The sequence below is a fragment of the Acinetobacter sp. Ac8 genome (assembly GCF_055392545.1).
The window spans coordinates 3,028,468-3,053,249 of the sequence record NZ_AP043689.1; the positions used below are offsets into that span (position 1 = coordinate 3,028,468).

Here is a 24,782-nt window from a genome sequence, read left to right on the forward strand (position 1 = left end):
GTCTTAGCCTAATGATTCACAATCTCACTTACCTTGCGAAGGTATTAAGAACATATCTTGTTTCAGACAAGAATTATTTATCTAAACGATTTATGAAAAAACTAGGTTACACCCCTAATTTCGAACAACCTAAAAGCTTTAATGAAAAAGTTACAGCAAGAATGATTTATGAAAGGGATCCTTTACACACCCTATTAGCTGATAAATTAGCTGTAAGAGAAGTGATCAGTAATAAAATTTGCTCTTCGCATCTGGTCCCATTAATTGGTACATATAAATCCTTCAATGAAATTGACTTTGATAAGATGCCTAACAGATTTGTTTTGAAATGCAATCATGATAGTGGCAGTGCAATTGTTTGTACTGATAAGAGTCAATTTGATCTAAGACATGCTCAAAGCAAACTTACGCGTCATTTAAAACAAAATATGTATTTCAGGAAAAGAGAATGGCACTATAAAAATATCCAGCCATCAATTTTAGCTGAGCAATATGTTGATTTATTAATTGACCAAGAGACTAAATTAACTATTACAACATGTAGAGTTCATTGCTTTAAAGGTGAACCCAAATTTATTGAAGTAGATGTGCAAGATCAACATAAAAACGAATACTCTAATATCTATGATACATCTTGGGTTCTACAACCATTTACCGTTGATTTAAAAACTAACAGTCCTGTATGTCTAAAGAAACCAGCTAGGCTGTGTATGGTAATTGAACTATCACAAGCTCTTTGCCTTAAAAATGGTTATAGCAGAGTTGATTTTTTAATAACCAAAGATAATATCTATTTCAGTGAAATAACATTAACTCCAAATGCCGGGAGAATGGTAATTGAACCCAAAGAATGGGATATGAAACTTGGTTCGTATTGGCATACATTTTAGATATTATGCAAAAAAATACCCACTTGATGGAGTCAGTGGGTATGCAAAAACCTTTTATTCAGTGCCCGTCTTTCCGAGCTGTCAACAAATTTACATCAGTATATTTGACGCAAGACAAGGATAACTTTTTCTAATTATTTTCTCAATACAAAAAAATACCCATTAAGAGGTGGTCTCAATGGGCGTTCGAAAACTAATAATCTGTGTGGATTACAATTAGTTCGTCCACTATAGTTAAAATATGCCATATCTTGTGTACACAATCAAGAGGAAAATTTCTAATGCACACAATGGGTTATATCTAAATTATAAAAAATACTCGTTAATTCTTGGGTTAAATAATCTAAAAATTCTATCTTTTCATGAGGTTCTGGTGCTTCGATTAGCCAAAATGTATATTTTCTCTTATCAACAACATACTGAATAGTTTGCCCTTGCATCGAAATTGAAGCATCTAAAGACTTCAATTCATTAATCATAATCAAACATCGCATTAAGAAAAATTCTTTTACGATCTTATCATTTGCTTTCCCATATCCTAATATTACTAGTTTATAGACAGCTGAACTAAAGTCATAAATAGCTTGATCAGGTGTTGATTTCATCAATCAAATATCCTTGGCCTTCAATTAATAAAGTGTTTATAACAGATTCTTAAAATTTATCTACTTTTGAAGCAGATCTGACTTTAAATTTGGGTATCTACCTGAAATAAATGCTAATGCACATTTCATGTCTTGTCTTATTTGAATGGTAGAAGTTTCGTACATTTCAGCTACTTCACGGAGCTTTCTATTTTCTACAAAAATTTGCCAAACAGCATCAACCCAATCCTGAAGTGATTCACTTTCAATCTGACGTATATTAAGAATAATTCGCTGGAATGCACGTGCTTCATTATCTGAAATATTACAGACAACTCCACGGCGTAGTTGAGGCTCTTTGAAATTTTCATCACGTAGATATTGAGCTATTAAATCTTCACGTTGCTTCTGAGTTAATTTCTTAGTCGGAATAGTTTTATATACTAATCGCTTAGTTTCAGTATCCCCATTCATCCATGCACCAAACTGACGAAACCAATCTTCTGTGCTAAAACGTGTCCAATCTGTCGCTTGAATAATTGTAACTGCCGTATTCATCTAATCACCCCACTATCATCTCAATTTGTTGAACTGCTAAACCTGACTTCACTTGCTCTGTACTAAACCGTAATACCTGGTATCCCATTACCACTGCAGCGTTGTATTTCTCCATATCACCAATGTACCCCTTTCCGCGTGTGTGACGCCCACCGCTCCAAACACCGCCCTCAACCTCAACCAAAATATTTTTTCCAACAATGTGAAAATCTGCACGCCACTTACGTTTAGGATGGAATTTATATTCCTGTTCAAAGCTAATTTTTAAAACTCGTAATTGATTGGCCAACGTTGATTCACCGATACTTTCACCACGCTGAGTTTTAACTCGAGTACTGCGTTTCAAGTTAGTTTTCTTTTTGGATCTACCACCGCAAAGTTTTTGGTATTCAGCGATTGAGATACTTTCCACTTACGCAGCACCTCTACCCTTAGGTTTAAATCCAACTGCCTGCAGATGTGATTTCCAGTTTTGGAGTTCAGTTGGATCTGAGAGTTTTGCGGCAATGCGGCTTGCTAGTTTTTCAAAGGATTCACCAGGCATACTGAATTCATCGATGACATCAGGAAGTTGAGCGAGTTTGTTGGCAAACACGTAAATCTGTTGAGGTGATGAGAAAAATATACATTCAGATTCCCCACTGGATTTGCCATTTTGCGCTTTGTCGTATTTGTGACGGTTTTTCAAAAGAGTGTCAGCAAAGTGGTAAATCAAGAGATCATCACAAAGATTATTTCCAGCATTGAAAAGCTCGAATGCTTTTTTCTCACGCTCAAACCAACTTGCTTCGATAATCGATTTTGGTACTACCGTGGGATCTGCTTGATCTAATTCAGAACGAAGTTTTTTCAAACAAAGCCAGTCTTTTTTATTTTTAGATTCTAATGAGAGATTCCTTGGGAGGTTCTGTGTCCCAAAATTGGTACTGGTCTCGGTACCAATATCGGTACTGGTTCCAGTTCCATTATTGGTACTAGTACCGTTTTTGGAACCAGTGCCTAAATCAACACCAGTGTCATTTTTGGTACTAGTCCCCTTTTTGGTATTGGTATCTGAACTATCTTCACGTCCAAATACACCAATTAATTGATAGACTTTTACGCCATTCCCTTTAATTTCACCTGTAAATTTAATCAACTTTTTAAACTCAAGTTCGTCTAAAACTTTGATAATCGTTTTGCGATTTAGCGTGGTGTCTTTCTCTAATCGTTTTAAACTTGGAAAGCACTTATGGTCATCTCCAGCTCGATCAGCAAGTGATAGAAGTACTAGCTTTTGACTAGCACCATCTACAGTTGTTTTCCAAGCCCATACAGTTGCATCAAGGCTCATAATTCACCGACCTTAGGCTTTACGTACCCACCAAATGAAAAGACCTGTTCAGCCTTGATCAAGCTCGTAATAACCTGATGTGATAACCAAATTGTGATCTTGAATCGATAAGCCATCTTTTGGGCCAATTCTTCTTTGGTTACAGCTGCATTCTCTTCGTTGTAACCACGCATTCTTAGATTGCCTTTTTTGATGTCATGAATATGGTTCAGCAAAAGCAAAGTTGGTTCATAAAATGATTGGATTTCCTGAGACTGCTTATGCTCAGGTTTAATTTGAAAATGTCTATTCATGGAACCTCCGCAATCGATTGCTCGATTTCATCTAAACGGCGTTTATGAAATAGCTCTGGCAAAGTGGCTGTACGTATATCAGCTTCCTTTACCAACTTACCGCTTTCTAACCAGTAATGATTGTTCGGTTGATACGCTTCTACCGTTTGTAAGTCTTTTATTTTGATGTGATTCATATACACAACCACATCGCCATTCATGTATTTGCCTGGCTCTTTTTCTTGTGCTAGATTGATGTCCATTCGATACTCCGAAAAGTCGTTTAGGGTGTATTGGGTAAGTTCTGTATCAAACGTGAATCTTTAACATTGTCTGATATTCAATTTACTAAGCCAGTTGAGCCGCACGATCTGGAGAATGGCCAAGAAATCTTTATTGTGATGCCAACATGTATCTTGCGTACTAAATACGATTCAGAACATGGTGATATATGTTTGAGTGTGGCAAATGGATTTGCTCAATTAGATGCTGAAAATGCACAGCTACAGCTTCAGGCATTTGGTAAAACGTTTGGCAATATGATTACTGAGATTGAAATTAAAGACGGTTTCAGTGAAAAGCCTAAAAAAACTCGGACTCCACGTAAAGTAAAAGAGACCGAAAAAAAAGATGGCCAATCCAGTGAGAGTTACACTAAGTCTCAAGTAAAGAGTCAAGCCTTCATTGATTTATGGCTCAACCGAGCTAAAGATGAACCTACTCAAAAGAATTTAGTAAATTTAAAAGCGAGTATTGATCATAATTTCAATTTACTAGATGACGATCATAAAGTTCAAGCACAAAAGATTTATGAAGATTTTAAACTGCTTGTTGAAGAACAAGAGACTTCAATGGATCCTGAGCAATATGCGCCAAAACTAACCAATCTAGACCATCAAATTTATTTAGACGGAATAAACTCTTGTGAATCTGAGAAAGAAATTGAAATCATTTTGAGAGATGTTGATGCTCAAGGCTTTAGCGAAGTTCAATTGTATGAGATCAATAATGCTAAACAATGCAAACTTACAGAGTTTACCCTTAGCTTAAAAGAACCAGCTTTAACATTAAAAGAATCCGCTCAATATGAAATTTTACTCAATGACTTAGTCAATCGTGCCCAAGAGGCTAAAACATCCACAGAGGCAAACGCTCTTATTGTTTATACAAAATCATGGACTGAGGAACAGCGTAAGCCATTGATGGATGCAATTAATAAAAGATTGAGTGAGTTGGGTGCGATCGCCCCACCTCCTGAACAGCCACCTTCCTTAGCAGCTCAGATCCAAAATGCATCTGATTTAATAGCCTTGGATATTTTGGAAATTAATGTTGCAACCCGTCATCCAGACATTCAACCGAAATTAATGGGACTGGTTCGTAAACGTCGATTTGAGCTTGAAAATTCAGGTTCAAACGTAATGACTTAATTTGGAGCTATTTCTCTTATCACTTGATGAAATGAATTTAATAAATAGGTAAAGGTATGAGTAGACAATCAAAACTTTCTAAAATGACAGAAGAAGAAAAGCTCTTGGCAGCAAAGATTTTTTGGGAATCCCCTTCAGATGCAACATTCCCACCTACCACGGTAGCAATTGTATTTAATGTATCCCTTCCCTGGTTACAGCTTAAACGCTGTGAAGGTGGAGGCATACCATTCATTAAAGGCGCTAGAAAAATCTCGTACACAAAAGGTGATGCCGTTAAGTATTTTGAAGGCCAAAAACTTACAAATACAATCTGATTTAAAAAGGAGGCTTAGCCTCCTTTTTTATATCCTTCAAAAACAATATCCTCAACTTCATGCATGGCCAACCTTAACTTTTTATCGCTAATCTGGATATAACCCTCAGTTACATCACCCGAAACCGTATGATTCAATAATCTCTTAATCGTGTACTGACCGTAATCAAGATTCTCTGCTATGGTGCCAAAGGTACGTCTAAGGTCGTGGAAAGTGAACTCAATACCAGTTGCATCAATTATTTTTTGTTTAGCTTCAAATAAATTTGTTGTATAGCCTTTTTTCTTAGCCTTAGGGGAAGCAAAAACATATTCATTGAACTTTTGCTCATCTCTTTTCTTCATGATCTCCCAAAGACGCTCACCCATAGGTAAAGTATGAACTTCACCATTCTTAGGATCATTAGAAGTTATCCAGCCATACTTTAAATCAACAGCATCCCATTTTAATGTTTGGCATTCATCACGGCGAAACCCGGTGAGTATTAAAGTTAAAAGAAAATCCCTGACTGTATTTCGTTCCTGTCTCAAAGCGGTGAAATTCATTACAGCATTAATCCAATCGGTTAACTGTTCTTGTTTGACATAGCCTTTCCGGCGTTTGATTTTATTCCATGTTCTTTTAGCTTTAAGCGTTGCTACTGGATTCACTGCAGTAATAATTGACTCGTCTTTGGCATCAAGAAAATGTTCAATAGAAAAATTAAAGATCGCCCTGAAGACAGCCATTGTTAGATTTGCTTGAGCGGGACTTCTTTCAGTTAATTCTGTGTATTTTGCTTGGACTTGAATTCGCGATATATCCCCGATCTTAAGTTTTTTCCAATCAGCTAAATATTCATTTACAACCTTGTCGTAATCTTTAAGTGTTCTTGGTTTTAATGTTCTATTCTTAAGATATTCATTATAAGCAACCTCAAGAGTGGGATGCTGCCTTGATACGTTTAAAATATGTTCATCTTGATCTCGTTTAGCCTTCTTCTCCTCATTTGGATTGTAACCTTGTGCCATTTGAGAAAGCAGACCTTGTGCTAAAATTCGCGCCTGTGATAGTGTTAAATTGCCATGTAGACCAATAGTAGACCGTACCGCTTTGCCTTTGACCTTTTTTTCAACAATATAGGTTTTACAAGTTGTATTAACTCGTACAGCAAATCCAATAAGTTCACTGTCCCTGTATATGCCTGGTTCGCTTAAAGAATCAATTGCAGTTTTAGTGAATTTTATGCGTTCTGACCTAGACATTGTTTAACCCTATTAAGCAATAACGATCGCTAGTAAGCAGTATACATTCTAGTCTACTATGCGTCTACTTTATGAGTTTTCTTATTAATTTAAGTTTTTCATGAACAATTTAAAATCGCTAAATATTTGATAGATATGCAATAAACAACACAGGAATGCATAGCAACATGAGTAATAAATTCGAATTCCAAATCCGTGTATATATCGAAGATACAGATGCAGGCGGTATCGTATACCATGCCAATCATATCCGCTTTATGGAACGTGCACGGACAGAATGGCTACGTGCATCCGGTATTGACCACTATTGGCATCAAAAAGATTACAATTTTGTCGTTCATAAAATTGCATTGAAATATTCTCGCCCTATACTCATGGACGATCTTATTACTGTTACAGCAAGTGTAGTTTCATGTAAAGCTTCGTCATTTGTGTTGCAACAGAATATATATCGTGGTGAAATCATGCTTGCTTCTGGCGAGGTGGAATTGGCATGTTTAAGTACAGATATGAAACCTCGTAGAATTCCTGACGAAATCCGTGATTTAATTCTTCGAGAATTAGCTCACGAATAAAAAATACTTTTGGCACATGTAACTATGGCAACACAACTAGAATCTTCTTTACACATCTCTGATTTAATTTTACAAGCGAGCCCTGTGGTTCAATTGGTGATGCTAATCTTAGTACTCGCATCCGTTTTTAGTTGGTATTTGATTGCCAAGTTGCATATGGGCTATAAGAAAGCACATCAAGGCGATGAGCATTTCCAAAAAATCTTCTGGTCTGGTGCTGAACTCAATACCTTATATAACAATGCTCAGCTTAATTCCAAGCGAAGCGGTTTAGAAGATATTTTCTATCAGGGTTTAAGTGAGTTTTTAAAACTTAAAAAACGTCATGCTGAAACTGCATCGATGATTGAAGGTACTGAACGTATCTTGCGTGTAGGACTCAGTCGTGATCAAGGCCGTTTAGAACAAGGCTTAAGCTCTCTCGCCAGTATTGGTTCTGTCGCACCTTATATTGGTTTATTTGGTACTGTTTGGGGCATTATGAGCGCATTCATTGGCTTAGCTCAGGTTGAACAAGTTACCTTAGCCACTGTTGCACCAGGTATTGCTGAAGCATTGATTGCAACTGCGATTGGTTTATTTGCTGCAATACCAGCGGTACTAGCATTTAACCATTACACTGCAAAAGGCGAAGAAATTTATTCAGATCGTGCATTATTTGCAGAAGAAATGGTGGCGCTATTACAACGTCAGTCTGTGGGAACTACACAGGAAGATGAATAATGACAATCCAACGTTCTGGACGTTTTGAACGCGTCAAAAAACCTTTAAAAAGTGATATGAATGTCATTCCCTATATCGACGTCATGTTGGTTTTATTGGTTATTTTTATGGTGACAGCACCCATGATTACCACGGGTGTTAAAGTTGATCTACCTCAAGCAAACAATAATCCGATTCAATCTGAAGACCGACCAGCCATCGTGACTTTAGAAGCAGATGGTACGATTAAACTTGAAGACAAAAACCATAAAAATGAGGTTTTAACTTTAGATGAGTTAAAAACAGTACTTACAGAAAATCAGCAACAGGCTCAAGCAAATAACAAGCAATTGAGTGTCTTGATCAATGGTAGTGAATCACGCCCTTATGGTGAAGTCATGAAACTCATGTCTACACTACAAGATGCTGGTTTAAGCCAAGTGGGTTTACTGACAGAGTCTGTAAAGTAAGTTATGAAAAATATTCAAAAGCCACAATCTAAAGAAAAAGCGATTGCACTTGGATTTACCCTAGGTATTCATGTGGTGGCGATTACTGGCTTACTTTTTCTCGGTTTAAGTCAACCACCTGAGCCACCCAAGCAAATTAAAACCGTTTTAATTAAGCCTGAAGATTTACCACCGCCTGAACCCAAGCCTTTAGTAGAAACTGATGCCACTGAAACGGCAGATAGCAAGGTTGCAGAAAATATTCAGCAAACAGCGGAACCCGATCAAACTGCACCAGAAATTCCAACTGAAGCAAATAATGCACCAGATACCAAGGCGATAGATGCACAAAAAGCTGCCGAACAGGCCAAGGCAGTAGCATTAGAACAGCAATTGGCTATGGCAGCTGCTAAAGCAGCACAAGAGAAAGCCTTAAAACTTTCTCAAGCTAAAGCAGATGCTGCTGAAAAAGCCAAACAAGAGGCAGCTGAAAAAGTAAAGCAGGCTAAGAATGCTGCTGAGAAAGCTAAGGCAGAAGCTGAAGCAAGATCTAAAGCAGATGCAGCAGCTAAGGCCAAGCAAGAGGCACTTCAAAAAGCCAAAGCGGATGCTGCGGAAAAAGCTAGACTCGCAAGACTCAATGCCGAAGCAAAAAGTAAAGCAGAAGCTGCTGAAAAAGTCAGGAAAGAAGCCGCAGATAAGGCCCAACAGGCCAAAGCCGATGCTGCTGCAAAAGCCAAGGCGGATGCTGCTGCAAAAGCTAAGGCAGATGCTGCTGAAAAAGCCAGAGCGGATGCTAATGCAAAAGCTAAAGCAGACGCTGCTGCAAAGGCTAAAGCGGACGCTAATGCAAAAGCCAAAGCGGATGCTGCTGCAAAAGCTAAAGCAGATGCTAATGCAAAAGCCAAGGCAGATGCTGCTGAAAAAGCCAAAGCGGATGCTAATGCAAAAGCCAAAGCGGATGCTGCTGCAAAAGCTAAAGCAGATGCTAATGCAAAAGCCAAGGCAGATGCTGCTGCAAAAGCCAAAGCGGATGCGGACGCAAAACGTAAAGCTGATCTAGCACGCGAATTAGATGAAGAAAAAGCCTCTGCTGCTGAAAAAGCAAAAGAAGCTGCTGCAAATAAAAAGGCAGAAGCGAGAAAAGTTGCATCTTCTGCGAAAAAGGACTTCGAAAGTAAAGTTCGGAATGCTTGGCGTATGCCAGCTGGCTCAACAGGTCAAAAGGCAACAGCTCGTGTTACACTAACGGATAGCGGTTCTGTGGCCTCGATCATTGTCAATGCATCAGACCCAGATGTAAAAGCAAGTGTGGAACAAGCAGTTCGCAATGCTGCACCTTTCCCAATGCCATCTGATCCAGATGCCAGACGTGAAGCACGAAGTTTTAGTGCAAATTTTACAGTGAAATAATTTTAAAATTACACCCTGTCTTGGCAGGGTGTAATTTAATACAAGAACAATCACTCGGAAAAATCAAATGCGAGTTAAACCCATATTTGTAGCAATTTCATTATTTTTTCCAACTGCATTATTATTTGCAAAAAATATCGAGCAAGAAAAAATACTTGAAGTAAATACGCAACAACACCCACCTTCTGCGTCATACGAAAAAAACCCGTCTGTACCAACAACGGAAGCATTACTTCAACAAAGTCATATGGCTCAGCGGATAAATACGGCTAGAGTCAATCGGATTGTTAAAAAGTTGAGAAATTTAACAATCATCCAAGAAAATGCCGATGTTATTATTTACTTAGATGACAGCGGGAATGTAAAAGATATTTTAATCACAGAACAAGACAGCGAAACGTTTTCAAACGCAATCAAAACGGCGATTCAGCAAACAGCACCTTTTGAAATGTCTAAACAGTCATCGCTCAATCAATTATTAAAAGTGATTCGCATCAAATTCCGTGCTGAATAAGTCTCTATTCAACACGAGATAATATATTTTAATGGCAGCAACAATGACATTGTTGTCAAATCTATAAAAAGTAATTTTTAAAGCTGCGCCATTTAAAATACCCAAAGATCAAGCCGAAATTCATTGGTGTAATAAATTTGAATTTAATTTTTTTAGTAAATCTGTTCAATGATAATCTTTTGTTCACAATTACATGCTTTATATAGATTAAAATCATGTCTTTGTGCTACAAAGCTAAGCATAGTTAAAAATTGATATTTGAGTACATGAAGTCCAATGAAAATCATGCCTAAACATCTATTAGGATTCGCAATTATTGTTGCATTTAGTCCAGCATTGATCACCACATCATATGCACAATTGCAATTAGAAATTGCCAAAGCACCTGAATCTGCACCTAAAATTGCCATCATTCCATTTAGTAATGATCAATCTATCTACCCTATTGTTGAACAAGATTTAAATCGCTCTGGGCGCTTTACCAGTTCATCAAAAAATCTTCCTGCAACTGCAAACATAAACAATATAAATGCAGAAGCATGGAAAGCGGCTGGGGTTCCTTATGTGGTTTTAGGTGACTCTAAAACCAATGCAGATGGTTCATTGGCAGTACATTACCAACTCTATGATGTTGAAAAGCAGAAATTCCTATTAAATGAATTGCTCTCGATTCCAGCATCACGTGTGCGTTCTGCGGCACATATGATCAGTGACGCGATTTATCAAGCGCTTACAGGGATTCAAGGCGACTTCACAGGACGTATTGCTTATGTGTTGCGTAACCCTGCAACACCAGAGACTCGTTATACCTTACAAATTGCAGATACCGATGGTGAACAACCTAAAACGGTATTAAGTTCAAGAGACCCTATTCTCTCACCTGCTTGGACGCCAGATGCGAAAAAAATTGCATATGTTTCATTTGAAACCAAGCGCCCTGCTATTTATATCCAAGACTTAGCCACAGGTGCACGAGAAAAACTCGCTGCATTTCGCGGTTTAAATGGTGCACCAAGTTTCTCTCCTGATGGTAAATCAATGCTGTTTACTGCGTCTATGCATGGAAATCCTGAAGTTTATCAAATGGATTTAGATTCACGTCAAGTGAAGCGCATGACTAACGATAGCGCAATTGACACAGAAGCACGTTATGCTCCAGATGGAAAATCGTTTATTTTCACATCTGACCGTGGTGGATCAGCACAAATTTACCGTTATAGTTTTGATGATGGCTCGACCAAACGTTTAACTTTCCGTGGTGCATTTAATGCACGTGGTACATTAAGTGCCGATGGTAAATATGTGGCATTGGTACACCGCCCTTCTGGTAGTAACTACAAAGTTGCCATTCAGGAAATTTCTACAGGTATCACCAATATTTTGACACCAACAAGTTTGGATGAATCACCAAGTTTTTCTCCAAATGGGCAAATGGTGGTCTATGCAACACGTGAAGGTAATCGTGGCTTATTAGCGATCATGTCTACAGATGGTCGCTTCCGCATGAACTTACCAAGCGAACAAGGTGAAGTACGTGAACCTGCTTGGGCCCCTAAATAATTTAATCAAGATGTAAATCACTTATTTAAAATTGAAATACCGGAGATCAACATGAAGTCAATTCAATATCTAGCTTTACCCTTATTAGCAGCAAGCTTGGTGATGACAGGTTGTGCAAGCCGTAAACCTGCTGCCACTGTAGAGTCAGGAACCAATCCAAATAGTGCGACGACAGTAAATACCAGTGGTTTAAGTGAAGATGCTGCTTTAAATGCACAAAACTTAAATGGTGCTTCATCTAAAGGCGTGACTGAAGCCAATAAAGCATTTTTAGCAAAACGTGTGGTACATTTTGATTATGACAGTAGTGATCTTTCCAATGATGACTACCAAACACTACAAGCACATGCGCAGTTCTTGATTGCCAATGCCAACTCTAAAGTGGCATTAACAGGTCATACAGATGAACGTGGTACGCGTGAGTACAACATGGCTTTAGGTGAGCGTCGTGCTAAAGCTGTTGAAAGCTACCTGATCACCAATGGTGTTAAAGCAAACCAATTAGAAGCAGTAAGCTACGGTAAAGAAATGCCGATCAATGCTGGTCATGATGAAGCAGCTTGGAAAGAAAACCGCCGTGTTGAAATCAACTACGAAGCCGTTCCTCCTCTTTTAAAATAATGCCAAAGTTGGATTATTAAAATAGACCATAAAAAAATGCCCAATTCAATTGGGCATTTTTACCAGAGCTTATTCTTATTCTGCGCTTTCGTATTTCAAGTTAAAATTTTGATTTAGTAGAGTAAAATAAGAAACTGCTTAGCATGTTCAAGGTAATTTATATTAATAACGCCATTTCTTGAGTATTTGCTCATTAAATAACGCAATAAACCGTTCCTCTACCCATTCATCCACCTCATCTGGATGCGCTTCAGCAAAAAACTCAGACTGTACTAAAATCAGACAACCTTTAATATAGTCATCCACACATTCCAATATTTTACTTAAATAAGGTGTGTCATCATGATCAAAGTAATAGATTTCTTTGCTGATGTCATGAAAGCAAAACATATTGCCATTACCAAGATAATCACTAAATGTAATCAGATGAGGTAAAACTGCTAAATCGGCCTGACTAAATTCAGGCGCATATTGCGGTGCATTTGCCCAAATATCTTTTAAGTAGCCAATATCATCAAATTGCTGCAATTGTTCACCAATATCAGCAATCCCAAAGTGTTGATAGAAGATCGTTAAAGATTCAGGCAAGCGACAATTTAAACGCTGTTCAAGTTTTAAAATTTGCTCATCATCAATTGCAGGTGCAATCTCATCATCATTTAAATCAGCAAGAGATTCTAAAATTAGGCGAGTTTTAACATCCCACTCCGGGTCACCAATTTTATTAAACGGAATGATAATGTCTGTTTTGTGATCAATCTCTATCATGAAGCGTTATTGTTCAGAGTTAATATAAAATAAATGAATAGAAAAAAGCGCTCATATCGCAATGAACGCTTTTTATTGATTAAGCCTTTGACTCATCTGGCTTGGGGCTTTGCATAGATTCAATCATGTCATGCTTATTGAATTCCTTGAATTCAGGCTTAGCTTCGTAATTCTTCCATGCTTCTTTCACTTTTTCAGCACTAATATCTTTTAAATCAATGCTTTCATTTGGAGTCGGAGTCGCTTCAAACTTTGTCGTTGTCATGTCAGTGCTCCTTTACGCTATTGTACGTATATTCAACATAACACTTTCTAAAATACTTTCAAGGGTAATTTCACGACAAATAACACAGGATAATTTCTATTTTGTGCTGAACTCATCTAAAATAGCCTCCATTATTTGGTTTGTAAAAATTTATCGCTTTTGGAGCACCTCTGATATGTCATATCGCACCCTATCCCAATATTTAGAACAACAACAAGGGAACTTAACACCTGAACTTGCCAATGTGATTGAAACAATTGCCAATACCTGTAAAACCATTGATCAGGCTTTACAAAAAGGTGCTTTAGCTGGTGTCTTGGGGAGTGCACAACATGAAAATGTACAAGGTGAAGAGCAAAAAAAACTTGATGTGATTTCAAATGATTATTTGATTGATGCTTTAAAAGCCAATCCAAATGTAGGTGGGCTCGCATCTGAAGAATTAGATGAATTTACCCCAGCTCAAGAAAATGGCAAATATCTAGTTTTATTTGATCCATTAGATGGTTCAAGCAATATTGACATTAACATGTGTGTAGGAACAATTTTTTCTATCCTTCCTGCTCAAAACGCCGTAACGCAAGCTGAAGACTTCATGCAAGCAGGTATTCAACAAGTTTCAGCAGGTTATGTACTTTATGGCCCATCGACAATGATGGCTTTGACCGTTGGTGCGGGTGTTGTATTCTTCACTTACGACCCTGAAGAAAAGCAATTCTTGCTCACTTCTGAAAATATTCAAGTTGCTGCGGATACCAAAGAGTTTGCGATTAACTCATCAAATCAACGTCATTGGGAAGCGCCTGTAAAACGTTATATCGAAGAACTACAAGCAGGTAAAACATCTATACGTGAAAAAGATTTCAATATGCGTTGGGTGGCGTGTATGGTGGGTGATATTCATCGTATTTTATGTCGTAGCGGTATTTTCTTATATCCATACGATACCAAAGATCCTAAAAAAGCAGGTCGTCTACGTTTAATGTATGAAGCCAACCCAATGAGTATGTTAATGGAACAAGCTGGCGGCGCATCGACTACAGGTCGTACACGTATTTTAGAGATTCAACCGACTGAGTTACATCAACGTGTTCCTGTTATCATTGGTTCTAAGAATGAAGTTGAGCTTGTTACCAGCTACCACAACTAATTCTTCTCTTTTCTTACTCTCTATTTAGGGAGTAACGCCAGCTAGGGTCTGTTGCAATTTCTTTATAGAATGATCACAGACCCTACTTAATTTTTTGGACGTACTCTCCCATGCCTACAATTTTCCTTGAATCAAAAGACAATCCCAAAATTAAACATCTCAGAGGTTTAATTGAACAAAACACTTACCGTAAAAAACAAGGACAAACTGTACTTGAGGGAACCCATCTTACGCTTGCATGGTTAGAAAAAGGTCGAAAAATTAATTCAATTTTCACCACTGAACATGCCTTAGATCATGAAGATTTAGGCAGTATCCTTGACCAATATCAAGGTATCGTGTTTGTGGTTGGTGAATCTTTATACAAAGATTTAAGTACCCTTGGAACCAGCCTTGCATGTCTAGCCATTGTGGATTTACCAAGTTCAACTCAAGCACTGAATTTTACTGAAGACACGCTAATTCTTGAAAATGTCCAAGATCCAGGCAATGTAGGTACATTACTCAGATCAGCGGCCGCTGCGGGTATTGAACAAATTGTCTGTACCAAAGGTTCTGCATCATTATGGTCACCACGAGTATTACGTGCCGGTATGGGGGCGCATTTTTCATTACACACATATGAAAACGTGATCCTTGAAGACCTGCTCAAGCAATTTAAAATTCCTGTGTATGTGACCAGTTCGCATCAGGCAGAAAGTCTTTATACTAAAAACCTGCGCAAACAATGTGTTTGGATTTTAGGTAACGAAGGTCAAGGTGTTTCAGATTTCGCCCTTAAACGCGCAGAAGCGGTATCTATTCCTCAACCCGGTGGTCAAGAATCACTCAATGTTGCAGTTGCTGGCTCGATTTGTTTCTTTGAAATGGTTAGACAACGACTATAAGGTTAATTTATTTTAAATATTGCCCGTTATTGGAAAAAATCATTTAAACTGAAAAAAATAATTGATTTACATGTCAACCCAAACCATTTTTTTAACGTTATAGAGATATGAATTTAAAATAATGGTGGGTACCCATGACGGGATTTTCCATCTCTATGGACTTAGCACCAAAGAAGTCACAGTCTGAAACAGCAAGTGCTCAAACGAGTACGAGCGAGCAGCGCCTGCGTTTTTTCATGCAGGACGTGACGGGTCGTGCCCTAGTGATGATGGAAAATGCAACCCAAGGTCACAATGGGATTGCGATGGATTTGGTACAGGAAGCATTTATTTCCTTACATAAATCTTATGCTGATAAATCCACTGAAGAATGGTATCCACTGTTCTATACAATTTTAAATAACAAATTACAAGATTGGCGACGCAAAGAAGCACGACGCGCTTCTCCATTTTCGTTATTTCGAAAAATTGATTTAGATTCTGATGATGAAGAGGCCATGGAAATTGTGGATGAATCCACACCTAATCCACTTCAATTTCTAGATCAAGATGTCACCGTTGAGGAAATTCAAGAAGCCATTAGCCGCCTCCCTGTACGCCAGCAACAAGCATTTATGTTACGTGCTTGGGAAGGATTTGATACTCAAACCACTGCATCTATTATGAACTGTACAGAAGGTAGTGTAAAAACTCATTATCACAGAGCTATTCAAGGACTAAGAACTTCGCTCTCACATTTAAATCCGTATGGAGGTTCATCACATGAATAATGATGATTTCACCAAACAAGTGACGGCAAAACTGGATGAAGCTGCACGTCATCACCGCAATAAAGCAGTGGTGATGAACAATGTGCTTGACCATATCCAAGATAAACAAACCTCACGTTTTGGTCACTGGAAAATGACTGGTTTTGCGCTTGCAGCGGCAATTACTGGTTTTGTTGTGATTCCCAATGCTTTTGATATATCACCAGAATCACAAACCCCACAACAAGTGGTGATTAGTCCTAAACTTTCACCTCAAATGATGGAAGATTTAGACATGTTATCGGTATTTGGTGAGGATAAAAATTCTCATGGCAGCTAGAAAATTAGCTTTGGCATTTTGTGCTATTGGTTTTCTACAAACAAGTTTTGCTGGATTTGAACGTTTTTGGATTTTTTCTAAAGATGCGAACAGTCAAGTCAATGAAACATGGGATGCCCTTTCTGAGGATGAGCAAAAGGCACTGATTAAGCGCTATCAAAATTTAAAAGAAATTCCGACTGATCAAAGTGCAGCACTGCAACAACGCATGGATTGGTTTACTCAGCTTCCTGAACAAGAAAAGCAAAAAATGCGTGAAGTCTGGCAGCAAATGAGCACCGCTGAACGCAACGAAATGCGTAAAAAAATGCAAAAAGCGTCAACATCTGATGAGCGTAATGAAATTCGTGAACAATATATGGTGAAATATCAACAGAATATCACGGGTTCACATTAAGCATATTTTTAAATTTTATTCATTGCCAGTTATTTAACTGGCTTTTTATCTTCAAACTCAACATCGTCAAAATCTAAACACACCATTACTGACAATTCTCCCCTCTCATAATTTTAAAATATTGAATTTCTAATTTTCATGCATAAAAAAACCTGCACAAGGCAGGTTTTTCATCACTTAAATTCGAAAACGAATTACAAGCTATAGTACATATCAAATTCAACTGGGTGAGTCGTCGTATTTAAACGACGTACATCTTCAGTTTTAAGCTCGATGTATGCATCCAACATTTCTTTTGTGAATACACCACCTTTAAGAAGGAACTCATGATCCGCTTCAAGTGCTTCAAGTGCCATATCTAGGCTATGCGCAACTGTTGGGATTTTAGCTTCTTCTTCAGGAGGAAGATCATATAAGTTTTTATCAGCTGCTTCACCTGGGTGGATCTTGTTTTGAATACCATCAAGACCAGCCATCAATAATGCCGCAAAACCTAAGTATGGGTTCATCATTGGATCAGGGAAACGCGCTTCAATACGTTTACCTTTAGGGCTAGAAACGTATGGGATACGAATCGAAGCAGAACGGTTACGTGCAGAATAAGCAAGCATAATTGGCGCTTCGAAGTGAGGAACCAAACGCTTATACGAGTTAGTAGAAGGGTTTGTGATCGCATTCAATGCACGCGCATGCTTGATGATACCACCGATGAAATAAAGCGCCATTTCTGAAAGACCAGCGTATTCATCACCAGCAAACAAGTTCTTGCCATCTTTAGAGATAGACATATGAACGTGCATACCTGAACCGTTATCACCAACCATAGGCTTAGGCATAAACGTCGCAGTTTTCGCATATTGATGCGCAACGTTCCATACAGCATATTTGAACTGTTGAACTTCGTCAGCTTTACGAACCATCGTATTGAAGCTTACACCAATTTCTAATTGGCAAGATGCAACTTCATGATGGTGCACTTCTACACGACCAGGGCCCATGATGTCTTCAATACGTGCACACATTTCAGCACGCATATCTTGTGAAGAATCTACTGGAGGAACTGGGAAATAACCACCTTTAACACGAGGACGGTGACCAGAGTTACCTGCTTCGTAGTCTTTACCTGTAGACCAAGCAGCTTCTTCAGCGATTAATGTATGGCGAGCGCCAGACATATCGATGTCCCATTTAACTTCGTCAAAAACGAAGAATTCTGGTTCTGGACCAAAGAATGCAGTATCACCAATACCTGTTGATTTTAGGTATTCTTCCGCACGACGAGCAATCGAACGTGGATCACGGTCATAGCCTTGACCAGTAGATGGTTCAATAACATCACAAGTAACGACGATGGTTGCTTCAGCAAAGAACGGGTCAAGGAAAGCAGTTTCAGGATCTGGACGTAAAATCATGTCAGATGCTTCAATGCCTTTCCAACCAGCAATTGAAGAACCATCAAACATTTTACCATCTTCAAAAGTATCTTCATCGATAGTGTCTGATGGGTAGCTTACGTGCTGCTCTTTACCCTTAGTATCAGTAAAGCGAAAATCGACCCATTTTGCGCCACTTTCTTGTATGAGTTGAAGGACCTTGTTCGCCATGCTCATTTTGCTCCAATGAATTTTTGTTGCACTTGTGAAGTGCGTGTTAGTAGTTGGTATTTATATAGCAAGTAGCATACCAACTTTTAAAATAATTGCTAAAATATTGAATTTCTTATCAGAAAATAAGCTTAGCAACGATTAAATTCCATCTATTATACTGAGTGCAAATAGAATTGCACCATATTCAAACACACTTCTCATTTTAAAATTATTACGCACAATTTTAACGCACTATTTTTGTGCAAACTGAATAAAATGTTTTATCTTGGTGCTTATATTACGCGAACAACACTTTTTATCGACTATTTTTTAAGATGATGGCAATTTTTTATTTCAAAAGCATTAAAATAAGGCGTATTCAGTCTGTATACACCTTTAACATTGTTCTATACAACCTTTAATAAAGTAATTTGATTTTATAATCTACGATCTATTATATCGACAATTAGCCAAATTCGACTTCAGCTCTTGCAATAAGCGCTTCAACCATAACCAATACATCATCTTTTTTTCTGGCATCCACCGCAAAAATTGGCATGGTCAATTGATTTAACTGCATCCAATCTTTATACGGTTTTAACAGATACTGCGGATTTTCATCTATGTGGGTCACACCAACCACAATATTGTTGAGATGTTCTTTAAAACTTTGAAAATAAAATTTTAAATCTTCAAGTGCATCTTTTTGCGTATGGTCAATCAACACCACTGCGCCGATTGCACCTTTACATATCACTGACCAAACAAAATCAAAGCGATCCTGCCCTGGTGTTCCATATAATCCAACAATAACGCCTTCATCTAATTTAATTTCACCATAGTCAATCCCGACAGTGGTCAATGCCTTACTGTGTGCTTGCTCATCTGTATTTTGTGCTTCTGTAGATAAGACTGAAATTTCAGATAATGATTTGATTGCTTCTGTTTTACCAGCGCCCATTTTACCGCCAAAAACAATTTTATACTTTTGTAAGATCACATCATCACCTATTTTTAAACTTATCACTGCATCATATAAACTGACTATGCATTTATTTATCGTGTCAGTTTAAACAAACTTGATTTAAGGGTTAATTTTTACAAGCCTTATTTGATTTGCATGTTTTTTACATACTTAAAGCCCTAATTTTTTCCTTAACTTACCAAAAAACCCACGTAAAATGCCTGAAGATTGTTTTTCCTCAGTAAGTAGTTTTGCATCTTCAACCGCTATTTTTTTTAGTGAATTGGTCAATATGCCAATCGAAACAAATTTAGCGACTTGCTCTTTGCTATAGCCTGTTTTCTGAGCCACTTGGGAAACACTTGCTCCCAATTCAAAACACGCTGCAATTTTAAAAACCATTTGCCGTTCATTTTGATGATTCGGTTGTGGCCAATCTAGCAGTTTATAACAATCGTTAGAACTGATTGGAATATTGACATCATCTGAATACCACAATAAATTCCACACCCAAGATCTAAGTTCTATACCTTGAAAAGTGCTGACAGACTGTGCCATTTGCATAGTTGCATAAGTAAAATTTAAAGAAACATCCGTCCCTTGTACTTTTCGTAGCGGATCTATCCAAACTTGTTGTGTGCGAATATTAACTAATGCGATGTTGCCTTTTGAGTCGAATACTTGAACATTGCCATTTCGCTCATTAAAAAGCTCAGGAACCACCTTGGTTAAATCGGCTTTTTTAGAAATCTGATTGACAATATTGACGGTTTTATCACTGACAGGTACATGTAGATAGCGATCTTTAAACCATTTTCGAATTTCATCTGAGGGTGAAAAAGGTAAATATAATTTATCTCCTTCTATTTGCCCTGATTTTTCATTCTTATTGACCAGACGCAAATAAGGAACTTTTTTGACACCGACCAAATTTTGAATTGTAGGTGAACTAAAAAACATATCATTCACAAGAAGAATATCTAAATGAGGGTCAGCAATATTCGCCCAACTTACTTGAAGTGAGTCATCATACATAGATCGTATTTTCTGCTTAATTGCATCGAGCACATTTAAACTCAAACCGAATATAGCGATTTTTATTTCTTCTTTCATTTAGCCCCCATGGCCCCATATAGAGTGTGAACAGTTTATCATTTTTATTTAAAAATAAAATACAAAACACTATATTTGCTGTAAAAATTTTGTACAAATTTAATATACTATTAAGCGTATAAAATACAAGAATAGTTATTAAAAAAAATCTCAAGTAAAATTTAACCCAGATAACACAAATAAAATATGTCATTAAATTTCAACAATTTAATTTAAAATCAAGCTAAGCAAGTGATATTTTAGCTGAGTAATAATGCCAATCAATTTTAATAAAACTAAATGTTTTATTAAAAAATATTAATAACATTTGTATATTAATATCGATAAGATGAATAAATTTGTTTTCATTTGATCAATTAATCTTATATTGCTATGCATCCCAATTGATTTTTTTAGCGTGTATTGGTTTGCGCTAGGTATAAAGTTGCTAATAAAATTAGTTTTTTTATTTATCCCCCCTTATGTTTCTATTATTTTATTTGACTTAATATTAGAAAACTATCAATTTTTTTTAAAATTAACTAATGAAAATTGTTGAAGATTTAGAATATAAAAAACCACTCGGGAGAGTGGGTTTCGTTTTACTAAATTTTGCAGAAAAGAAACAGTCTACCCTTCATTAGCAGAATCTAAAGAAAAATAAAATTCCTTTTTATTTTTAATTGGATAAGGTTTGCCGTTAATATTTAATGGTTGAAAGCTTGCTTTTTCTCGAAATTCATTTAATACGTAATTATCTAATTTAGTTAATCCACTACTTTTAGTAATCTCTGCTTTAGTGAGTTTCCCATGGTCATCAGCTTCTGAGTAGATTGTTATTGATCTATTTTCCCCCTCCAAATCTGATTTTTTTACAGCGATCCTTGGTTCATAGTTGAATTTAGCTTCTCTTGAAACATTAAATTGAAAAGGTTGCTTTGCACGAGCAGGATAATTGGTTTTCTCTTCTCCTTCATTCCAAACTCGTAATTTAGATATTTGAACAGCCCTTAATACTTTATGATCTAATTCTTCCAATCCACTACTTTTAAACACTTCAGCGTGTTCAACCCTGCCACTCGCGTCAGTTTTAAATGAGATTACAACATTCCTGTCATAGCCTTCTAATAATTCATTTTTAAACGAAACTTTTGGTGCTCTCATCCATCTAGCTAAAGTTGTATCATTTGTAATTTTTTGCCCTTCTTGAGCTTGAACATTCGATCCAAGACAAAATGTAAATGCAATTAAAATTATATTTAAAATTTCCATATAAAGCCAACTTAAACTATTGTTTTATAAATAAAATTTAACATTTTAGGTGGTGTAAAACCACTGGCTTAGAATGTTGCATAATTGTCAATGCACTAATGCATTTCGATGCTTATGAACATAAAGTTTTTAGAATTAACCCAGCACCCGAATCAGGCTTTGGAGTATACGTTTTATTATTCATTTTACTATTTTGGAAAACTACTTCTTCATTTGCACGAATAATTAATTCTTTATTTTTAAGAGTTTTATTTGAACAATCTACTTCAACGTTCATAGTCGAGTTTATCAAATCATTATCTTCATTTTTTATCACCCTAGTCCATGCCAATTTTTTTTGACTAGATATAGATTTAACTGAGTCTATATCTACTTGTACTGAACTCCCCTCTTTATTCTCAACCTCCATCCAGTTAGCTCCAAAACAAAAATTTGAAATCAATAAACCAGAAATTAAAATTATTCTTTTCATGGGATGCCCCTAAATTAATGAGATTAAGATACTAATAATTTAGATAAAAAGGAACCAGTCTAAGAAGAATGCACAAAAACCGTCTATGCAAAAAGCTATTCCAGTGCTTATGATTATACTGTTTTAAGAATATCTCAGGCATTCTGGTTTAAGTTTTCCAGTTCAAATACCGCCAACTTTATTTTTTTGAATCCAAATCAATCCTCCAGCAGAAAATATAAAACAAAGCCCTGCGATGTAAAAAAAGGAATTGATTCTATTATTTTGATCTTTGGATACATATTGAACTGTGCCATGGCTATCTAAGGGTACAGAATATATTTTATCTGGCAATTCTCTTCCCTTTGAATGGTAATTTTCAAACAAATCAAGACTATAAAACAAGCTAGATATACTAGAAAGTAACAAAAATCCTGTAGAGAGATATATTATTAGTTTTTTCATACCTATCCTAAATTATAAATTTAGACCAAGATACTAATAATAGGGTTAAAAAGAAACCTCCTGAGGGAGGTTTGGCTATACATTTAATTGTGATTTTTCAAACTGTGTATATTGTACTGAGCGATCATATCCAGCAACTATCTTAATCTAAAACAAATACTTCCAATGATTCTACATAGGGTAAAATGATATAATCATGAACTAAAAAATGTTCTTTCAACTGTGTACTCATAGTTTGATTAAAACTATAAATTTTATCCAACTCTTTAAATAGTTCATCTAAACTACTTGCTGTAAACTTTGGTGTTTTAATAAAGAATAATAAACTTGCACCTAACCCAATGTACTCTAAGCCAAAATTTTTATCTAAAAATTGAATTAAGCTAAAAGACTCAAATGGATTGAGATCGCAACTAAAATAGCCATTTAGCTGTGCTGCAAACTTTTGAGTTTCAGTTGTATTCCTTAATACTTTTACCTCTACACATTCATCCAAAATTTTCTCAGGATGCATATTAATCTGCATTAAAGTAGAGAGATCTTGATGGCTATAACTGAATTTTCCATGCAAGTCACGAATACTTACATGATTCTCTGGCTTTAAGAGTTGTTCAATATGATACTGAACTCCAAAAGGTAAAGCATTCTCATAACTGGGATCTTCGTTTTCACCTTCTTCAATATATTCTGATACATCAAAGTAAAGCCCATCACCCATAGAAGCATGCATCGAAGTATAGTTACATTGTCCAATATCTTCTAACAGCAATAAAACTTTTTTGGGAGCAATTTTCTCTTTTAGTTCTACATACTGATTCAGGACTTCTTCCCAAGATTTAATATCACAAATTTTTGCAAAGCAAATCAACTCTTGAGCCTCATCTGTTAAATGAGCATTTTTTTTATTTTCGATGTGAAGTCTTGTCATACTGATTTCTTAAAAGTTGTTCTCATTGAAAGAATTATGTCATAAAAAACTTTCATCTTATTTAATTTAGCCTATTTTTCCCAATGTCCTCAACTTCAAATATACACGCTCTATTGTTCAATCTAACAAAATGGAGAATAGAAGGCTTTCGAAGTATAGACCGAGATGCTTAGTCCAAATAAAAACAATAATATTCAGAGCCTGAATAAATCGGTTACAATTGCTTAATTTCCATTGATATCACCTATTAAAAGTTCTCTCGAAGGAAGTTTGGATTTAATAAAATGAGTAAAATTATTGTTCAAGCCCAAATTAATATAATTTGATTTAATCCTGACGAAAAATTTGGATCGCCCGCCCTCATATCCTTTAGCTTTATTGTCGTGCAATGAGCATACTTTTTACTCTACACTCATAATTCTTATATAAAGAATTCCAAAAATAAAACAAAAATCCCGACTAATTCGCGCCTCTTAAATCTTCAATACAACTCTCCTCTTTTTCTTCCTTGTTACGTGCATCAACAGGATTCTTAACGCATTTACAATAATCGTAATACTTTCTCTTATCCAGCTCTTTGGGTGGGTCTATGCCCTGGCATTCAGTTAGTACTGTCCCTAGTCTATGAAATTCTTTACTTTCTTTATTTTCTGAGGGAATACTAGGTTTATAGATAATTATGAGTAGTGACACTATTATTGCTAAGAAAAATATATATTTCATCCAATAAATAGCCTCCCTAACCCAAAATATGTAAATCTGTTTATAAAGCAAACTTTGATATTAAATCAAGACTTGCTTAATTTAATCATCCTTCGCAGTTTGCCATTTGTAAGGTTCAACATCTAAAGTCAACTGCCGTTGCTTATTAATATTAGAGTTAATCTGCCCCCCATTTAATCTGAAGCAATTAAGTACACCCGATATGCTGTAGCTTGTCTAAGCAATGCAAAAGCCAATGATTTTTAACTGAACTAACTACAAATCACTTGAAAAAATGTATGGT

At 36.5% G+C, this 24,782-nt stretch carries 30 protein-coding genes and 1 pseudogene; 15 read left to right on the top strand and 16 right to left on the bottom strand.

Going from position 1 to position 24,782, the window contains the following annotated elements; translation table 11 throughout:
* The first annotated feature begins 11 nt into the window (after window positions 1-11).
* Entirely contained in the window at window positions 12-890 is an 879-nt protein-coding gene (locus ACZ5QH_RS14340; RefSeq protein ID WP_303578078.1) for an ATP-grasp fold amidoligase family protein, read from the top strand.
* A 278-nt stretch (window positions 891-1,168) separates the two neighbouring features.
* Here ACZ5QH_RS14340 and ACZ5QH_RS14345 read toward each other — a convergent pair whose 3' ends face one another.
* The 6 genes from ACZ5QH_RS14345 to ACZ5QH_RS14370 are packed head-to-tail and all read right to left on the bottom strand — an operon-like array spanning window position 1,169 to window position 3,900.
* Window positions 1,169-1,495 (bottom strand): hypothetical protein, encoded by a 327-nt coding sequence (locus ACZ5QH_RS14345; RefSeq protein WP_303578079.1) that lies wholly within the window; start codon window positions 1,493-1,495, stop codon window positions 1,169-1,171.
* A gap of 60 nt (window positions 1,496-1,555) precedes the next feature.
* Window positions 1,556-2,032, bottom strand: coding sequence for a hypothetical protein (locus ACZ5QH_RS14350; protein ID WP_303578080.1), 477 nt, complete (start codon window positions 2,030-2,032; stop codon window positions 1,556-1,558).
* 4 nt (window positions 2,033-2,036) lie between these two features.
* Window positions 2,037-2,444, bottom strand: a complete 408-nt coding sequence (locus ACZ5QH_RS14355; RefSeq protein ID WP_303578081.1) for a PDDEXK family nuclease — start codon at window positions 2,442-2,444, stop codon at window positions 2,037-2,039.
* A complete protein-coding gene (locus tag ACZ5QH_RS14360) occupies window positions 2,445-3,365 on the bottom strand; it encodes a helix-turn-helix domain-containing protein (RefSeq protein WP_303578082.1) in 921 nt (306 codons plus the stop codon).
* The gene (locus ACZ5QH_RS14365; protein ID WP_303578083.1) at window positions 3,362-3,658 is read right to left on the bottom strand and encodes a hypothetical protein; all 297 of its coding nucleotides are present in this window, start codon (window positions 3,656-3,658) and stop codon (window positions 3,362-3,364) included. The genes ACZ5QH_RS14360 and ACZ5QH_RS14365 overlap by 4 nt, the downstream gene beginning before the upstream one ends.
* The gene (locus tag ACZ5QH_RS14370) at window positions 3,655-3,900 is read right to left on the bottom strand and encodes a hypothetical protein (RefSeq protein WP_303578084.1); all 246 of its coding nucleotides are present in this window, start codon (window positions 3,898-3,900) and stop codon (window positions 3,655-3,657) included. The genes ACZ5QH_RS14365 and ACZ5QH_RS14370 overlap by 4 nt, the downstream gene beginning before the upstream one ends.
* 36 nt (window positions 3,901-3,936) lie before the next feature.
* Between ACZ5QH_RS14370 and ACZ5QH_RS14375 the strand changes: the two are divergent.
* Window positions 3,937-4,254 (top strand): annotated as a pseudogene (locus tag ACZ5QH_RS14375) (hypothetical protein); the annotation flags it as partial.
* A gap of 869 nt (window positions 4,255-5,123) precedes the next feature.
* A complete protein-coding gene (locus tag ACZ5QH_RS14380; protein WP_303578086.1) occupies window positions 5,124-5,384 on the top strand; it encodes a DNA-binding protein in 261 nt (86 codons plus the stop codon).
* A gap of 14 nt (window positions 5,385-5,398) precedes the next feature.
* Here ACZ5QH_RS14380 and ACZ5QH_RS14385 read toward each other — a convergent pair whose 3' ends face one another.
* Entirely contained in the window at window positions 5,399-6,628 is a 1,230-nt protein-coding gene (locus tag ACZ5QH_RS14385) for an integrase family protein (RefSeq protein WP_303578087.1), read from the bottom strand.
* A gap of 167 nt (window positions 6,629-6,795) precedes the next feature.
* Here ACZ5QH_RS14385 and ybgC point away from each other — a divergent pair, with 167 nt between their 5' ends.
* The 7 genes from ybgC to pal all read left to right on the top strand — a co-directional run bounded on the left by ybgC (window position 6,796) and on the right by pal (window position 12,462).
* Window positions 6,796-7,203, top strand: a complete 408-nt coding sequence (gene ybgC / locus ACZ5QH_RS14390; protein ID WP_004724526.1) for a tol-pal system-associated acyl-CoA thioesterase — start codon at window positions 6,796-6,798, stop codon at window positions 7,201-7,203.
* A gap of 24 nt (window positions 7,204-7,227) precedes the next feature.
* On the top strand, window positions 7,228-7,926 hold the full coding sequence (gene tolQ / locus ACZ5QH_RS14395; protein WP_004724528.1) for a protein TolQ: 699 nt from the start codon (window positions 7,228-7,230) through the stop codon (window positions 7,924-7,926).
* Window positions 7,926-8,375, top strand: a complete 450-nt coding sequence (gene tolR / locus ACZ5QH_RS14400; protein WP_303578088.1) for a protein TolR — start codon at window positions 7,926-7,928, stop codon at window positions 8,373-8,375. The genes tolQ and tolR overlap by 1 nt, the downstream gene beginning before the upstream one ends.
* 3 nt (window positions 8,376-8,378) lie before the next feature.
* Window positions 8,379-9,767 (top strand): cell envelope integrity protein TolA, encoded by a 1,389-nt coding sequence (gene tolA, locus ACZ5QH_RS14405; RefSeq protein ID WP_314338110.1) that lies wholly within the window; start codon window positions 8,379-8,381, stop codon window positions 9,765-9,767.
* Between the two features lie 67 nt (window positions 9,768-9,834).
* Window positions 9,835-10,281, top strand: a complete 447-nt coding sequence (locus ACZ5QH_RS14410; protein ID WP_303578051.1) for a hypothetical protein — start codon at window positions 9,835-9,837, stop codon at window positions 10,279-10,281.
* Between the two features lie 276 nt (window positions 10,282-10,557).
* Window positions 10,558-11,841, top strand: coding sequence for a Tol-Pal system beta propeller repeat protein TolB (tolB, locus tag ACZ5QH_RS14415; RefSeq protein ID WP_004724537.1), 1,284 nt, complete (start codon window positions 10,558-10,560; stop codon window positions 11,839-11,841).
* Between the two features lie 51 nt (window positions 11,842-11,892).
* On the top strand, window positions 11,893-12,462 hold the full coding sequence (pal, locus tag ACZ5QH_RS14420; protein WP_004822680.1) for a peptidoglycan-associated lipoprotein Pal: 570 nt from the start codon (window positions 11,893-11,895) through the stop codon (window positions 12,460-12,462).
* 162 nt (window positions 12,463-12,624) lie between these two features.
* On the opposite strand, the gene ACZ5QH_RS14425 is transcribed toward pal, so the two are convergent.
* Window positions 12,625-13,230, bottom strand: a complete 606-nt coding sequence (locus tag ACZ5QH_RS14425) for an SMI1/KNR4 family protein (protein ID WP_303578052.1) — start codon at window positions 13,228-13,230, stop codon at window positions 12,625-12,627.
* Window positions 13,231-13,309: 79 nt separating this feature from the next.
* Window positions 13,310-13,495, bottom strand: a complete 186-nt coding sequence (locus ACZ5QH_RS14430; RefSeq protein ID WP_004724542.1) for an NF038105 family protein — start codon at window positions 13,493-13,495, stop codon at window positions 13,310-13,312.
* Window positions 13,496-13,670: 175 nt separating this feature from the next.
* Between ACZ5QH_RS14430 and ACZ5QH_RS14435 the strand changes: the two genes are divergently transcribed.
* From ACZ5QH_RS14435 to ACZ5QH_RS14455, 5 genes are all read left to right on the top strand, one after another.
* A complete protein-coding gene (locus tag ACZ5QH_RS14435; RefSeq protein WP_303578053.1) occupies window positions 13,671-14,645 on the top strand; it encodes a class 1 fructose-bisphosphatase in 975 nt (324 codons plus the stop codon).
* Between the two features lie 110 nt (window positions 14,646-14,755).
* A complete protein-coding gene (locus tag ACZ5QH_RS14440) occupies window positions 14,756-15,532 on the top strand; it encodes a TrmH family RNA methyltransferase (protein WP_004724547.1) in 777 nt (258 codons plus the stop codon).
* Window positions 15,533-15,687: 155 nt separating this feature from the next.
* Window positions 15,688-16,302 (top strand): RNA polymerase sigma factor, encoded by a 615-nt coding sequence (locus ACZ5QH_RS14445; protein ID WP_035371023.1) that lies wholly within the window; start codon window positions 15,688-15,690, stop codon window positions 16,300-16,302.
* Window positions 16,295-16,621, top strand: coding sequence for a hypothetical protein (locus tag ACZ5QH_RS14450; protein WP_105714121.1), 327 nt, complete (start codon window positions 16,295-16,297; stop codon window positions 16,619-16,621). Before ACZ5QH_RS14445 ends, ACZ5QH_RS14450 begins: the two co-directional genes overlap by 8 nt.
* A complete protein-coding gene (locus ACZ5QH_RS14455; protein WP_004724554.1) occupies window positions 16,611-17,018 on the top strand; it encodes a DUF3106 domain-containing protein in 408 nt (135 codons plus the stop codon). The genes ACZ5QH_RS14450 and ACZ5QH_RS14455 overlap by 11 nt, the downstream gene beginning before the upstream one ends.
* Before the next feature lie 194 nt (window positions 17,019-17,212).
* Here ACZ5QH_RS14455 and glnA read toward each other — a convergent pair whose 3' ends face one another.
* From glnA to ACZ5QH_RS14490, 7 genes are all read right to left on the bottom strand, one after another.
* On the bottom strand, window positions 17,213-18,628 hold the full coding sequence (gene glnA, locus ACZ5QH_RS14460; RefSeq protein WP_016539490.1) for a type I glutamate--ammonia ligase: 1,416 nt from the start codon (window positions 18,626-18,628) through the stop codon (window positions 17,213-17,215).
* Window positions 18,629-19,070: 442 nt separating this feature from the next.
* Window positions 19,071-19,604 carry a GTP-binding protein gene (locus ACZ5QH_RS14465; protein WP_303578054.1) on the bottom strand — a complete coding sequence of 178 codons (534 nt, stop codon included), beginning with the start codon at window positions 19,602-19,604 and terminating at the stop codon, window positions 19,071-19,073.
* A gap of 135 nt (window positions 19,605-19,739) precedes the next feature.
* A complete protein-coding gene (locus ACZ5QH_RS14470) occupies window positions 19,740-20,681 on the bottom strand; it encodes a hypothetical protein (RefSeq protein WP_303578055.1) in 942 nt (313 codons plus the stop codon).
* 609 nt (window positions 20,682-21,290) lie between these two features.
* The gene (locus tag ACZ5QH_RS14475) at window positions 21,291-21,932 is read right to left on the bottom strand and encodes a TonB family protein (protein WP_303578056.1); all 642 of its coding nucleotides are present in this window, start codon (window positions 21,930-21,932) and stop codon (window positions 21,291-21,293) included.
* A gap of 112 nt (window positions 21,933-22,044) precedes the next feature.
* The gene (locus tag ACZ5QH_RS14480) at window positions 22,045-22,404 is read right to left on the bottom strand and encodes a hypothetical protein (protein WP_303578057.1); all 360 of its coding nucleotides are present in this window, start codon (window positions 22,402-22,404) and stop codon (window positions 22,045-22,047) included.
* Window positions 22,405-22,566: 162 nt separating this feature from the next.
* A complete protein-coding gene (locus ACZ5QH_RS14485) occupies window positions 22,567-22,848 on the bottom strand; it encodes a hypothetical protein (protein WP_034611761.1) in 282 nt (93 codons plus the stop codon).
* A 142-nt stretch (window positions 22,849-22,990) separates the two neighbouring features.
* The gene (locus ACZ5QH_RS14490; protein WP_303578058.1) at window positions 22,991-23,776 is read right to left on the bottom strand and encodes a hypothetical protein; all 786 of its coding nucleotides are present in this window, start codon (window positions 23,774-23,776) and stop codon (window positions 22,991-22,993) included.
* Between the last annotated feature and the right edge of the window lie 1,006 nt (window positions 23,777-24,782).

Bases quoted from the DNA above. Each gene is read 5' to 3' on its own strand.
- tolA (WP_314338110.1), top strand. From the start codon at position 8,379: ATGAAAAATATTCAAAAGCCACAATCTAAAGAAAAAGCGATTGCACTT.
- tolQ (WP_004724528.1), top strand. From the start codon at position 7,228: ATGGCAACACAACTAGAATCTTCTTTACACATCTCTGATTTAATTTTA.
- ACZ5QH_RS14475 (WP_303578056.1), bottom strand. From the start codon at position 21,932: ATGGAAATTTTAAATATAATTTTAATTGCATTTACATTTTGTCTTGGA.
- ACZ5QH_RS14480 (WP_303578057.1), bottom strand. From the start codon at position 22,404: ATGAAAAGAATAATTTTAATTTCTGGTTTATTGATTTCAAATTTTTGT.
- ACZ5QH_RS14360 (WP_303578082.1), bottom strand. From the start codon at position 3,365: ATGAGCCTTGATGCAACTGTATGGGCTTGGAAAACAACTGTAGATGGT.
- ACZ5QH_RS14385 (WP_303578087.1), bottom strand. From the start codon at position 6,628: ATGTCTAGGTCAGAACGCATAAAATTCACTAAAACTGCAATTGATTCT.
- ACZ5QH_RS14485 (WP_034611761.1), bottom strand. From the start codon at position 22,848: ATGAAAAAACTAATAATATATCTCTCTACAGGATTTTTGTTACTTTCT.
- ACZ5QH_RS14470 (WP_303578055.1), bottom strand. From the start codon at position 20,681: ATGAAAGAAGAAATAAAAATCGCTATATTCGGTTTGAGTTTAAATGTG.
- ACZ5QH_RS14380 (WP_303578086.1), top strand. From the start codon at position 5,124: ATGAGTAGACAATCAAAACTTTCTAAAATGACAGAAGAAGAAAAGCTC.
- ACZ5QH_RS14435 (WP_303578053.1), top strand. From the start codon at position 13,671: ATGTCATATCGCACCCTATCCCAATATTTAGAACAACAACAAGGGAAC.
- ACZ5QH_RS14450 (WP_105714121.1), top strand. From the start codon at position 16,295: ATGAATAATGATGATTTCACCAAACAAGTGACGGCAAAACTGGATGAA.
- ybgC (WP_004724526.1), top strand. From the start codon at position 6,796: ATGAGTAATAAATTCGAATTCCAAATCCGTGTATATATCGAAGATACA.
- ACZ5QH_RS14345 (WP_303578079.1), bottom strand. From the start codon at position 1,495: ATGAAATCAACACCTGATCAAGCTATTTATGACTTTAGTTCAGCTGTC.
- ACZ5QH_RS14445 (WP_035371023.1), top strand. From the start codon at position 15,688: ATGGACTTAGCACCAAAGAAGTCACAGTCTGAAACAGCAAGTGCTCAA.
- ACZ5QH_RS14410 (WP_303578051.1), top strand. From the start codon at position 9,835: ATGCGAGTTAAACCCATATTTGTAGCAATTTCATTATTTTTTCCAACT.
- ACZ5QH_RS14425 (WP_303578052.1), bottom strand. From the start codon at position 13,230: ATGATAGAGATTGATCACAAAACAGACATTATCATTCCGTTTAATAAA.
- tolR (WP_303578088.1), top strand. From the start codon at position 7,926: ATGACAATCCAACGTTCTGGACGTTTTGAACGCGTCAAAAAACCTTTA.
- ACZ5QH_RS14455 (WP_004724554.1), top strand. From the start codon at position 16,611: ATGGCAGCTAGAAAATTAGCTTTGGCATTTTGTGCTATTGGTTTTCTA.
- ACZ5QH_RS14340 (WP_303578078.1), top strand. From the start codon at position 12: ATGATTCACAATCTCACTTACCTTGCGAAGGTATTAAGAACATATCTT.
- ACZ5QH_RS14350 (WP_303578080.1), bottom strand. From the start codon at position 2,032: ATGAATACGGCAGTTACAATTATTCAAGCGACAGATTGGACACGTTTT.
- tolB (WP_004724537.1), top strand. From the start codon at position 10,558: ATGAAAATCATGCCTAAACATCTATTAGGATTCGCAATTATTGTTGCA.
- ACZ5QH_RS14440 (WP_004724547.1), top strand. From the start codon at position 14,756: ATGCCTACAATTTTCCTTGAATCAAAAGACAATCCCAAAATTAAACAT.
- glnA (WP_016539490.1), bottom strand. From the start codon at position 18,628: ATGAGCATGGCGAACAAGGTCCTTCAACTCATACAAGAAAGTGGCGCA.
- pal (WP_004822680.1), top strand. From the start codon at position 11,893: ATGAAGTCAATTCAATATCTAGCTTTACCCTTATTAGCAGCAAGCTTG.
- ACZ5QH_RS14370 (WP_303578084.1), bottom strand. From the start codon at position 3,900: ATGGACATCAATCTAGCACAAGAAAAAGAGCCAGGCAAATACATGAAT.
- ACZ5QH_RS14365 (WP_303578083.1), bottom strand. From the start codon at position 3,658: ATGAATAGACATTTTCAAATTAAACCTGAGCATAAGCAGTCTCAGGAA.
- ACZ5QH_RS14430 (WP_004724542.1), bottom strand. From the start codon at position 13,495: ATGACAACGACAAAGTTTGAAGCGACTCCGACTCCAAATGAAAGCATT.
- ACZ5QH_RS14490 (WP_303578058.1), bottom strand. From the start codon at position 23,776: ATGACAAGACTTCACATCGAAAATAAAAAAAATGCTCATTTAACAGAT.